Here is an 11,483-nt window from a genome sequence, read left to right on the forward strand (position 1 = left end):
GAGTTATTGTTAACCGTTCTGAAAAGGTAGTTTTCTGTTTGGTGTTCTCAAAGACTGATAAAGCACGCGTATACTGCTGGAGCAATGTGGTATATGCCAGATGGTGATGCTTTATCCCTGACTAGCTGCTTCTCTTGAAGGAGATAGCGATGACTCCCGTACAAATACTGATTATTCTGGTGCTAACACTTTTTGCGTTATATCGTCAGTCGGTCAGTCACGAGGTGTTATTAGGTCCTGCTCGTTTTAAGTGGGCCTGGGTTTACGGGATGGTCGGTCTGGTAGTTGGTGGTACATATATGCCAGCTACAATGACTTCCTGGGTAGTTTTAGGTAGTGGTGTTTTGTTTAGTATTGTCATCGGTGTTTTACAAGGCCGTCTCATTGAGATCTGGCGTGAACCTGATGGGCTTATTTTCTGTAAAGGAACACCTCTGACCATCACTTTATTCCTACTGCTCGTTGGGTCTAAATGGATTATTGGCACACTGCAGTATCTTTATAATCAGCCAATGGAAAAAGGCGGATTTGGTGAAATTCTGATAATGATTGCTGTAATGGCGGCATTTCAGGTTGAAATCGTTAGACGTCGAGCTAGGGCCTTATATCCGGATAATCCTATTGACTCACTACCGGAAGGGCGATGACAAAACCTTTTCTCAGCTAACAGTCAAGGATTGGCTGCTAGCTGATATAAATGTGAAATTAGTATTCCTAAAAGACTTAATATCAATCGACAATAAAAAGCCGGGCGCCTGAAGTTGTTGATGACCGATGGGCTTCAGCATGGTCAGCAACCTGATAACTCATCCCCGCCTTTAATACAAAAACGCGGTCATCGTCCAGTTGAGTCCTTAATTCCCCTTCGAGACAGAGTAAAATATGCCCTTTGGAACACCAATGGTCAGCTATGTATCCCGCGCTGTATTCAACCATGCGAACTCTAATATTGCCAAAGATCTTGGTCTGCCAGTGAGCCACTCCTTGCTCTCCTCTATGTTCGGTTTTATCTACTGCTGACCAATCGGTGATACCAAATGGAATATCCACTATATTCATTTAAAGCCCCTATTTAATACTGACTGAACCATTAAGAGTTAAGGCAAGATTAAAAGGAATACACAGTCTATTACTTTATTGCCACTCTAATATTTATAAAGTGGGCCATACTATGGGGTAAACAGTAAAATGGAATCATCAAGCCTATGAAAAATACAACTATTTTCCAGTTTTTCCATTGGTACTATCCCGACGGCAGCAAGTTATGGCAGGAGGTTTCTGAGCTGGCAGAACATATTCACAATATTGGTATTAATGTTGTTTGGCTACCTCCTGCCTATAAAGGGGCCTCTGGTGGGTATTCGGTAGGTTATGACACTTATGATTTGTTTGATTTAGGTGAGTTCGATCAAAAGGGTACTCAGGCGACAAAATATGGTGATAAAGATGCATTGTTAAATGCAATTAACCGATTAAAGGAAGTGGATATCAAGGTGCTTTTTGATGTTGTCTTCAATCATAAAATGGGGGCAGATGAAAAAGAGCCGGTAAGTGTTCGTAAAGCGAATCCTGAAAATCGTACCGAGATCGACGATGAAGTTATCAATGCTCAAGCTTATACCCGTTTTACATTTCCTGGTCGCCATGAGAGTTATTCATCATTTATCTGGGATAAACAGTGTTTTACTGGTGTTGATTATATTGAAGAGCCAACGGACGAAGGCATTTTCAAGATTTTAAATGACTACAGCGATGAGGGTTGGAATACTGAAGTGGACGACGAGTTAGGTAATTTTGATTACCTAATGGGGGCTGATATTGATTTCCGAAATCCTGCTGTCATGGGGGAGTTAAAATATTGGGGAGAATGGCTGTTAGAGACTCTGCCAATTGATGGCTTCCGGTTGGACGCAGTGAAACATATTCCTGCTTGGTTTTTTAAAGAATGGATAGGTCATGTACAGAATAAAGCGGAACATGATTTACTGATTATCGCTGAGTACTGGTCGCCTGATATTGAAAAGTTACAGCTGTATTTGGAAAGGACTGAAGGTTCTGCAATGCTGTTCGATGTTGCGCTACACCATAAGTTTCATGCAGCCTCAAAACAAGGTGAAGATTTTGATCTAACCCAAGTCTTCAATGGCTCGTTAATTGAAGTCGATCCGATGCATACCATCACTTTAGTTGCTAACCATGATACTCAGCCACTCCAATCGCTGGAAGCACCTGTTGAACCTTGGTTTAAGCCTTTAGCTTATGCATTGATTTTAATGCGTGAGCAGGGAATTCCATGTGTCTTTTATCCAGACTTGTTCGGTGCCAATTATGAAGACACTGGTGATGATGGCGAGATTTATCAGATAGAAATGCCGGTTATTCCTGAGTTGGAAAAACTGATTCAAGCCCGACAACGTTTTGCCCATGGTGCACAAAGTGATTATTTTGATGATAAAAACTGTATCGCTTTTGTTCGCGCAGGCACGGAAGAAGATCCCGGCTGTGTGGTCATTCTTTCCAATGGCTCTGAAAGCGAAAAGACAATCTCACTTGGTGAAGGTTTAAAAAATAAAGAGTTTGCTGATTATCTGGATAACCACCAGACTATTATTAAGACCAATGATACTGGTGAGGCCATATTCCCGGTGAACGGCGGGAGTGTTAGCCTTTGGGTGCTTAGAGAGTTGTTGTCATAAATAACATGCACCGTATTCACAAAGAATAAGTCGGAAGGCTACCGTGGTATAAGAACTAAGTCTGTATGACTCCTCATCAGAACTTAGCTCTTATACGTTTTTTCCTAGCTTACTGATGGTTCATTAATATGAAAGAAACGGATGACTTGGCGTAACTCAGCACCTTGTTCTGTTAATGACTGTGCTGCTGCCGCAGCTTGCTCAACCAGAGCTGCATTTTGCTGTGTAACTTGGTCCATCTGTTCGACCGCAATCCCTATCTCTTGAATACCAATATGTTGTTCTTGAGAGGCGGTAGATATTTCACCCACTATATGAGCAACTTTACCCACGGAATCGACAATCTCGCTCATAGCTTGGCTAGCATGATCGGCGCGTTCTGAACCTGCCGTAATTTTTTCAACAGTGCCGATAATCAATTGCTTAATTTCTTTCGCGGCATTTGCACTTTTTTGGGCTAAAGTTCGTACTTCACTTGCCACAACAGCAAATCCTTTGCCTTCATTGCCAGCTCTGGCTGCTTCAACTGCTGCATTTAGCGCTAATATATTGGTTTGGAAAGCGATACCTTCAATGACGGCAATGATATCAACAATCTTTTTCGAACTGTTGGATATTTCCTGCATACGAAGTAGCATTTCATCCACAATAATTCCACCTTCGGTGGCAGTGGCTGCGGTATTAATGGCTAATTCACTTGCTTGCCGAGCATTATCAGCATTCTGACGTACTGTTTGGGTTAATTCTTGCATATTTGCTGAAGTCTGAATTAATGAGGACGCTTGCTCTTCGGTACGTTGTGATAAATCAGTATTCCCTTGAGCAATTTGATGCGATGCAACAGAAATTGATTCGCTACCGTGCATGATTTCATTAATTGTTTTCTTCAACTGCTGATTCATTGTATTTAGGGATGCTAACAAACTATGGTTATCTCCTGGGCGAAGTTTTATTTCAGTTGATAAGTTACCAGCAGCAATATGACCCATAATTGTTACCGCATAGGCGGGTTCACCTCCCAATAAACGGGATAAATTTCTGGCAATAACGATCGCAAGAACCGCTGAAATGAAAACAGCGAAGAGTAATAAGGCGATCAGTATGTTTTTGGCCGTATTAAAACTTTGCTGGCCTTCACTTGCCGCTTGCTCTCCTCCTTGAACTTCAAGCACTACCAACTCAGCTAAGTCTTTCATCAATTGTGTGCGAAATTTTCTTGAGGTATCTCCGCTAATCTTACTCGCCTCAGCTAATTGATTATTATTAACAGCATCAATGACTATATTATTAGCCTGAGCAAAATGGTCAAAATCTGATATTATTTTCTTGAATAACTCAGAGTTATTATAACCTTCCGGTAGTTTCAAAAATAGATTTTGTGCTGCACGGAAGTTATCCACGGCCTGTAGAATCTCCAGACGATGCCCTTCACGTTCTTTTTCTGTTGATGAGGCAATGTATTGCACCTGTTGCAGCCGCAGTTCAGCTAAAACCCCACGCATTTCCAGGGCATAGCGAACACCCGGCAACCAACTGTCGCGATAGGCTTCCAGCCGAGAGTTATTACTACTTAACTGCGATAACGCAACAGCACCAAGCAATAGCATCATTATGATAACAACAGAAAAACCGGAGAGTAACTTTGTCAAAATGGATAGTTCGGAGAACTTTTTCATGTTCACTACATTGATTGAAATTAGGTGCAATATATAACGGCAAATGAAATAAATTCTTGATGTAATAAAACTACTTAATTTGTTTTTTTTATGCATTTTTCTTTATATCTAAAATCTAGACAAATGTTGCTTTACAGGGAAGGATAATCAGGAATTATGTTAATTCTAGATTATTAGTCTGAAAATTCGCCCTATCTCAATGCTGCATTCTTTGTTAATAACAAGGAAATAGGAATATTGCTAAGAATAATTAACGAACAACCAACTTGGCGCTAATCTTAATGATGTTTTTATACAGATATTTTTTATCTTTCTATCATTTTCAGAGCTATCTCACTGACGTGACTTAATCGTTTTTTAAGGAGTGTGCTAAGCTCGAATCATCAAAACGTTAGGTGGTCAATCATGGTCTTCGTCATTCTTTGGTTTGCGATTGCAGGGTTAAGTGAGTACTTGGTGTGGGGCTATCCGCTATTGGCGGTATCGCTGGCTCTACTTTTTGTGGTGCTCGGTGGATACTGGATTTACCGGGTCAGGAAAATTCAGGTAAGTGATGAGCTTTCTGATGAGGTCAGGTCAAAGTCAATCAGTAATCTGAACCTGGCTTTTTCAGTAGGGCTGCTGGCGATTCATGCTGTTATTTTGTTGCTAGTTCGCTGATTAGATAGGGGGTTGATGACATATTTTGTCATTAACTGTGCCATTGACTCCAGGCGGATATGAGTATCCAGGCAGCAACAACCCAACATAAAACGGCGGCAAACAAGGCTATAGGTAAACGTAAATGAGCAATAAAAAAATAAAGTGATATCAGATAGATAAAGTAAGGAATTATGGCCCATAAGCCAAACACAATTGTTATACGTAATGCCTGGATGCTACGCTCGCTACCCACTATATAATGTGCGATAAGAGCAAATGTCGGAAACAATGGGATTAAACCGGCAATATAGTAATTGCGTGTTTTCGATAATATCCCAATCAATACGACAACCCCGGCACCGATCAAGGCTTTAAGCAGCAGACCCATTATTGTCTCGAACATATTAAAAATTTAAGCTGCCAATAAAGTATATTTATGGAAAGAAAATTCTTTATCGGCAGCGGAGTTACATCAAGGTATTACACGTGCCTCGCCGCTGCTATTGACGATAGCCGTTCTTAATTTGAGTCAGTGTATTGGTGAAAACTTCAGCTTGAGCAGGGTCTTCGATACCGGCGATAGAGCGTTCGATATTTAAGATTACTTTCCCAGCGTCGGCTTGGCCGATCGCTTTTAGCAGCAGGGTCATAGTCGCTTTCAAACAGGCAACTTCATTTGCTAAAGTTTCTGGGTCAGCAGAAGTGGTAAAGTCTGGATTACTCATTTTTTTTCCTGAAATTGTAGCTTACCAGTGCACAAAGCGACGAGGAGGTCCTCGTATCACAGTGAACATTAGCTGCATTATTAAACAATTATTTTATTATATCATAAACTGATGATTAGCTTTGATAACCTGTACGCAATTTTATATGAACAGCCAGAACAGTGGTGTTGTTGATGGTTACAGGTGGTGACCATCTCCTGGTCAATGTTGTCACTCAATCCGCCTTAACTTAATTAAGTCAATTTTGTTCATAGAAAACATATCCAATTTTCAGTGGGATTTGTGTCAAAAAACACCCATTTTGATAGTAAATGAAATATAGATAATAAATAAAAACTAAGAATAATTCCTATGCTAGGAAATAGTGCAGCATTGGCTTATTGCCAGTTGTATCAATATGTTGTCTCTGCCTGACTAAAAATTAACTTTTTAGCGTTAAGATTTATTTTTTGGATGAATATGTGGCTAACGCCGAGAAAAGTCTTAAAAAACTTTTCTTTTCTATCGGGTCATTAATTGATATGCCTGCGATTTTATGTACATAGTCAAAATGATGATGAAAATAATATCTGTCAAACAATATAGATATGAATTTGCAATTATTCTGTATTCATTCTTTGGGCGAAAACAAGTAATATCATTGGCGTAAACAAAGTGTGATTAGGTTACTCCCTTATTTTTGGAGAATTTTCTTTGATTAGCGTTCTTCTTGTTGATGACCACGAACTGGTGCGCGCAGGGATACGACGCATTCTTGAAGACATCAAGGGTATCAAAGTAGCGGACGAGATGCAGTGTGGTGAAGATGCGGTAAAATGGTGCCGTAGCCATATTGTTGATATCGTTTTAATGGATATGAATATGCCCGGTATTGGTGGGTTGGAGGCTACCCGCAAGATTTTGCGTTTTTCTCCGGATACTAAAGTTATCATGCTAACCATTCATACTGAGAATCCATTACCAGCGAAAGTTATGCAAGCTGGAGCCAGTGGATATCTGAGTAAAGGCGCAGCACCTCAAGATGTGATTACCGCGATCCGAGCGGTTCACTCGGGGCAACGTTATATCGCTTCTGATATCGCGCAGCAAATGGCTTTGGGGCAGTTGGAGCCTCCAACAGAGACGCCATTTAGTTGTTTGTCAGAGCGTGAGTTACAAATTATGCTAATGATCACGAAAGGCCAGAAAGTGAATGAGATATCGGAACAACTTCATCTGAGCCCCAAGACTGTGAATAGCTATCGTTACCGGATGTTTAGTAAGCTTAATATTAGTGGTGACGTTGAGCTGACCCATTTGGCCATTCGCCATGGTCTGTTTAACGCGGAGACGTTATCTAATAGTGACTGATTGTTTTGATTCTAAAGAGTTTTTAAAAACTGTCACCAGTCAACCTGGTGTTTACCGCATGTATGATAAGGCGGGGACAGTTATTTATGTCGGTAAAGCCAAAGATCTTAAGAAGCGCCTGACGAGTTATTTCCGTGCTCAGGTGGCAAGCCGCAAAACGGAGACTTTGGTCAAGAATATTGCTCAGATTGACGTGACCGTCACTCATACAGAGACGGAAGCGCTATTGCTTGAGCATAATTACATCAAGCTTTATCAGCCCCGTTACAACGTGTTGTTACGGGATGATAAATCGTATCCACTTATTTTCCTAAGCGCGGATAAGCATCCGCGTCTAGCCATTCACCGTGGCGCAAAGCATGAAAAGGGCGAGTATTTTGGGCCATTTCCCAATTCCTATGCTGTTCGAGAAACGCTGGCACTATTACAAAAACTTTTCCCTGTAAGGCAGTGTGAAAACAGTGTCTATCGCAACCGTTCTCGCCCATGTCTGCAATACCAAATCGGTCGTTGTTCTGGGCCATGTGTGTCAGGGCTGGTGAGTGATGAGGAGTATCAGCGGCAGGTTGATTATGTGCGTTTGTTCCTCTCAGGCAAAGACCAACAAGTACTGACACAGCTCATCTCTCGTATGGAAGAAGCCAGCCAATTACTTCATTTTGAAGATGCTGCCCGTATTCGTGATCAAATTCAGGCGGTACGGCGAGTGACAGAACAGCAGTTTGTTTCTGGCGACAGTGAAGATCTCGATGTTATTGGTGTGGCATTTGATGCAGGATTAGCCTGTGTTCATGTGTTATTTATCCGGCAAGGCAAAGTATTAGGTAGCCGAAGTTATTTCCCCAAAGTGCCAGCAGGAACTGAATTGAGCGAAGTTGTCCAAACCTTTGTTGGGCAGTTTTATTTGCAAGGGAGCCAGGGACGCACGCTCCCTGGCGAAATTTTGCTAGATTTTACCTTGGCGGAAAAAGATCTGTTGGCTGCTTCTCTCTCGGAACTGGCGGGAAGAAAAATTCAGATTCAAAGCCGGCCACGGGGGGATCGCGCTCGCTATCTCAAGCTTGCCCGCACGAATGCTTCAACCGCACTAGTTACACGGCTGTCTCAGCAATCAACTATTCATGAGCGTATGAAAGAATTAGCAAAAATTCTTAATCTTGATGAAATAAATCGGATGGAATGTTTTGATATCAGCCATACGATGGGGGAACAAACAGTGGCATCTTGTGTGGTATTTGATGCAAATGGCCCTGTACGTTCGGAATATAGACGCTACAATATTAGTGGCATCACGCCCGGTGATGATTATGCGGCGATGTCTCAGGTGCTGAAACGCCGATATGGCAAAGCATTAGATGATAAAAAAATTCCTGACGTTATCTTTATTGATGGTGGGAAAGGGCAGTTATCTCAGGCTTTTGACGTTTTTGCCTCACTAAATGTGCCGTGGGATAAGCAAAAGCCTTTATTAGTCGGTGTCGCCAAAGGGAGTGATCGAAAAGCCGGGTTGGAAACATTGTTTCTGGCTGCAGAAGGGGAAGGGTTCTCGTTACCTCCGGATTCACCGGCTTTGCATTTGATCCAACATATTCGTGATGATTCTCATCATCACGCAATAACCGGGCATAGACAGCGCCGCTCAAAAGTAAAAAATACGAGCGCATTAGAAATGATAGAGGGAGTGGGCCCTAAACGGCGGCAAATATTGCTGAAGTACATGGGGGGACTGCAACCTTTACTTAACGCAAGCGTCGAGGAAATTGCAAAAGTGCCAAGTATTTCACAAGCATTGGCAGAAAAAATCTACAATGCATTGAAACACTGAAGCTAATGTTGCACCATACTCATAATATCCACACCAGCCAGATAGTTATCGTAGCATTATGCAATTGAATATACCGACTTGGCTTACCCTGTTTCGTGTTGTACTCATCCCATTCTTCGTTCTGGCATTTTATCTGCCATTCGTTTGGGCTCCGATGGTTTGTGCCATCATATTTGTGTTTGCAGCAGCAACCGATTGGTTTGATGGCTTTTTAGCCCGCCGTTGGAAACAGACAACCCGTTTCGGGGCTTTTCTCGACCCTGTTGCGGACAAAGTTATGGTGGCCATTGCCTTAGTGCTGGTTGCTGAACATTATCATGTCTGGTGGATTACTCTGCCGGCAGCGACTATGATTGCCCGTGAAATTATCATTTCCTCTCTCCGAGAGTGGATGGCTGAAATTGGCAAACGTAGCAGTGTTGCAGTTTCATGGATTGGTAAGGTTAAAACAACCGCTCAAATGGGCTCATTGGTTGGTTTGCTTTGGCGTCCTGACCATAATGTTGAGCTAGCGAGTTTTGTTCTGCTTTACATCGCTGCGGTACTTACTTTTTGGTCAATGTTTCAATATTTAAACGCTGCGTGGAAAGATTTGCTCGAACCTTGATCGAAGCGCCGCAAAAAGCAGCAAACGAACACATTAGTCAGATAATTTTATTGACTCATTGCGTCAGGTAAGTAGAATGCATCGCATCAGACGGCAGCAACGAAATGTCGAAAGATAGCAAAAGAATCAGTAAGTTCTGATGTTGCGGGAATAGCTCAGTTGGTAGAGCACGACCTTGCCAAGGTCGGGGTCGCGAGTTCGAGTCTCGTTTCCCGCTCCAAATTAGTAGGTTGGCGACAAGCGAACCTTTGCAGTAAGGCAAAGAAGAATAAGGCGCGTTGGCAGAGTGGCCATGCTACGGATTGCAAATCCGTCTACCTCGGTTCGACTCCGGGACGCGCCTCCAGTTTTCCAGAGCCCGGGTGGTGAAATCGGTAGACACAAGGGATTTAAAATCCCTCGGCTTATGGCTGTGCGGGTTCAAGTCCCGCCCCGGGCACCATGGAAACAAATCTAAGTAAAACAAAGTAGTATGAGTATGTCGTTAACCGCCGAGAGGCGGTTTTTTTGTGCCTGAAATCACCTTTCATAATATCCCTTCATAATATTATTTCTGCTTTACTGGTCTCCTACCGCTGGCACTATCGCAATTTTACGATCATATCGTGCTGTTTGAGCTGCATTCTTGTGTCCTGATATCGCCTGTTTTTCGTAAAGCGATCCGCTTAAATCAGAGATTCCTTTTGCCTTCAAATCGTGAAAAGTGAAATTAAACTCTAATTCTGGATACTTCTCTTTTGCCTCCGCTTTGGCTTTCAGCCATCGGCTATTAAAACCATCTCTTGTATATCTGGCACCGGATTGTTGGTGGATAACAAAGATGCTGCTCATTCCTCTGTTTAACGGTAGTTGACTGGCGAGCTTTATAACTGCGGTTAAACGCGGTCCCCATGCTTTGATTTGAGAAATACCCGTTTTACTTTGTTGTATTAAGATCCCATCATCAATTAGTTGGTTCTTCTTCATGCCTAAAATATCGGCTTGTCGTGCACAGCATAAATATGCCAGTTCCATTGCGACCTGAACTACTGGCGGGGAAACTTGATAAAGCGCATCGTATTCTTTATTGGTTATATAACGTGTACGGCTGGTTTCTTTAAATTGCTTCACGCCTTTGCATGGGTTCATTTTCACCATCCCTCTCTCATAGGCCCATCGAAAGACACGGGATGTAAAGGCTTTTTCCCTATTAGCCTGAGTGCGACTTTTTACGCCACGCTTATCCATATACTTGCGAATATGCTCAGGTTTTATTGCATCTGGATGGACCTCGCCGAAAACAGATAATACTTTTACCGCATATTTCCGATAATCTTTCTGTGTCTCAACAGCTAGCTCTATAAAATCGGCAGATAGAAAGAATCGACTAACAAGCCAATTAAAGACATTTTCATTCTGTTTATCATTTATTAACGCCTCATACGCTGCCCATACTTGGGCCGGACTGGCATCGAATCCGCAGAGCCTTATCGTTCCCCCGAGCTTAGGCTTAAATTCAAATGCAGAACGCCCCCTGCATGTTCGTGGAGGCATCCAGTTGTCTTGTGGGTTACTGCGTTTTCTCCCCATTAATCTAATGCTCCGAAGTTAGGCTCAACAGATATTTCAGTCGCTGCTTTGGGGGTATGACGAAGAGATAGGGGATCTTGAAAATGGCCCCATGTAGTTTGCGGACGGCCATCTCTACGGATTATAAAAAATATCCCAGCATTTTTAAGTGCTTCACATTGCTTTGAAGGGATATGATACCCGGTCAGCTCAATCATCTCCTCTTTGGTGATTATGTCGTGGTCGTTTTTCATGGTCTTGCCCCTGTATCATTTGGGTTATTGCTCTGTCGGTCGCAGAACAGGCCCGCTGTATATCTTGGTCGGTGAGTTTGCTGCTTTCGTACGCTGGCTGATAATTTACCGATCTTAATATCGAAGTCGGTCAATAGACGCTTGCCTGGTTGCCATTGCT

General features: G+C 42.5%; 12 protein-coding genes and 3 tRNA genes. 9 read left to right on the forward strand and 6 right to left on the reverse strand.

Annotated elements, in window-relative coordinates; translation table 11 throughout:
• The first annotated feature begins 149 nt into the window (after positions 1 to 149).
• Positions 150 to 647: a hypothetical protein gene (locus tag DJ58_RS00335; RefSeq protein ID WP_004708309.1), complete on the forward strand. Its 498-nt coding sequence runs from the start codon at positions 150 to 152 to the stop codon at positions 645 to 647.
• Positions 648 to 729: 82 nt separating this feature from the next.
• Here DJ58_RS00335 and DJ58_RS00330 read toward each other — a convergent pair whose 3' ends face one another.
• Complete coding sequence (locus tag DJ58_RS00330) at positions 730 to 1,059, reverse strand: DHCW motif cupin fold protein (protein ID WP_004708310.1); 330 nt, start codon at positions 1,057 to 1,059, stop codon at positions 730 to 732.
• A 146-nt stretch (positions 1,060 to 1,205) separates the two neighbouring features.
• Here DJ58_RS00330 and amyA point away from each other — a divergent pair, with 146 nt between their 5' ends.
• Positions 1,206 to 2,696 carry an alpha-amylase gene (gene amyA / locus DJ58_RS00325; protein WP_004708311.1) on the forward strand — a complete coding sequence of 497 codons (1,491 nt, stop codon included), beginning with the start codon at positions 1,206 to 1,208 and terminating at the stop codon, positions 2,694 to 2,696.
• Positions 2,697 to 2,800: 104 nt separating this feature from the next.
• Here amyA and DJ58_RS00320 read toward each other — a convergent pair whose 3' ends face one another.
• Positions 2,801 to 4,372 (reverse strand): methyl-accepting chemotaxis protein, encoded by a 1,572-nt coding sequence (locus tag DJ58_RS00320; protein ID WP_032910812.1) that lies wholly within the window; start codon positions 4,370 to 4,372, stop codon positions 2,801 to 2,803.
• A gap of 405 nt (positions 4,373 to 4,777) precedes the next feature.
• Here DJ58_RS00320 and DJ58_RS00315 point away from each other — a divergent pair, with 405 nt between their 5' ends.
• Positions 4,778 to 5,032, forward strand: a complete 255-nt coding sequence (locus DJ58_RS00315; RefSeq protein WP_004708314.1) for a hypothetical protein — start codon at positions 4,778 to 4,780, stop codon at positions 5,030 to 5,032.
• Between the two features lie 31 nt (positions 5,033 to 5,063).
• Here the strand turns inward: DJ58_RS00315 and DJ58_RS00310 are convergent, their stop codons facing one another.
• Together DJ58_RS00310 and DJ58_RS00305 are read right to left on the reverse strand one after the other, a co-directional pair.
• Positions 5,064 to 5,402: a GlpM family protein gene (locus tag DJ58_RS00310; RefSeq protein WP_004708315.1), complete on the reverse strand. Its 339-nt coding sequence runs from the start codon at positions 5,400 to 5,402 to the stop codon at positions 5,064 to 5,066.
• 112 nt (positions 5,403 to 5,514) lie between these two features.
• Complete coding sequence (locus DJ58_RS00305; RefSeq protein WP_004708316.1) at positions 5,515 to 5,739, reverse strand: DUF2594 family protein; 225 nt, start codon at positions 5,737 to 5,739, stop codon at positions 5,515 to 5,517.
• A 693-nt stretch (positions 5,740 to 6,432) separates the two neighbouring features.
• Here DJ58_RS00305 and uvrY point away from each other — a divergent pair.
• The 6 genes from uvrY (at position 6,433) to DJ58_RS00275 (ending at position 9,963) form a co-directional block, all read left to right on the forward strand.
• Entirely contained in the window at positions 6,433 to 7,089 is a 657-nt protein-coding gene (gene uvrY, locus DJ58_RS00300) for a UvrY/SirA/GacA family response regulator transcription factor (protein ID WP_032910813.1), read from the forward strand.
• On the forward strand, positions 7,082 to 8,914 hold the full coding sequence (gene uvrC / locus DJ58_RS00295; RefSeq protein ID WP_032910814.1) for an excinuclease ABC subunit UvrC: 1,833 nt from the start codon (positions 7,082 to 7,084) through the stop codon (positions 8,912 to 8,914). Before uvrY ends, uvrC begins: the two co-directional genes overlap by 8 nt.
• 58 nt (positions 8,915 to 8,972) lie before the next feature.
• Positions 8,973 to 9,521, forward strand: coding sequence for a CDP-diacylglycerol--glycerol-3-phosphate 3-phosphatidyltransferase (gene pgsA / locus DJ58_RS00290; RefSeq protein WP_019080796.1), 549 nt, complete (start codon positions 8,973 to 8,975; stop codon positions 9,519 to 9,521).
• A gap of 144 nt (positions 9,522 to 9,665) precedes the next feature.
• A tRNA-Gly gene (locus DJ58_RS00285) sits at positions 9,666 to 9,741 on the forward strand.
• Between the two features lie 52 nt (positions 9,742 to 9,793).
• Positions 9,794 to 9,867: transfer RNA gene (locus DJ58_RS00280), tRNA-Cys, on the forward strand.
• 10 nt (positions 9,868 to 9,877) lie between these two features.
• Positions 9,878 to 9,963 (forward strand) — tRNA-Leu (locus DJ58_RS00275).
• 116 nt (positions 9,964 to 10,079) lie between these two features.
• On the opposite strand, the gene DJ58_RS00270 is transcribed toward DJ58_RS00275, so the two are convergent.
• Both DJ58_RS00270 and DJ58_RS00265 read right to left on the reverse strand, forming a co-directional pair.
• A complete protein-coding gene (locus DJ58_RS00270; protein ID WP_004712599.1) occupies positions 10,080 to 11,090 on the reverse strand; it encodes a tyrosine-type recombinase/integrase in 1,011 nt (336 codons plus the stop codon).
• Positions 11,090 to 11,323 (reverse strand): DUF4224 domain-containing protein, encoded by a 234-nt coding sequence (locus DJ58_RS00265; RefSeq protein WP_032912188.1) that lies wholly within the window; start codon positions 11,321 to 11,323, stop codon positions 11,090 to 11,092. The genes DJ58_RS00270 and DJ58_RS00265 overlap by 1 nt, the downstream gene beginning before the upstream one ends.
• Between the last annotated feature and the right edge of the window lie 160 nt (positions 11,324 to 11,483).

Source organism: Yersinia frederiksenii ATCC 33641, from assembly GCF_000754805.1.
Lineage (GTDB): Bacteria > Pseudomonadota > Gammaproteobacteria > Enterobacterales > Enterobacteriaceae > Yersinia > Yersinia frederiksenii.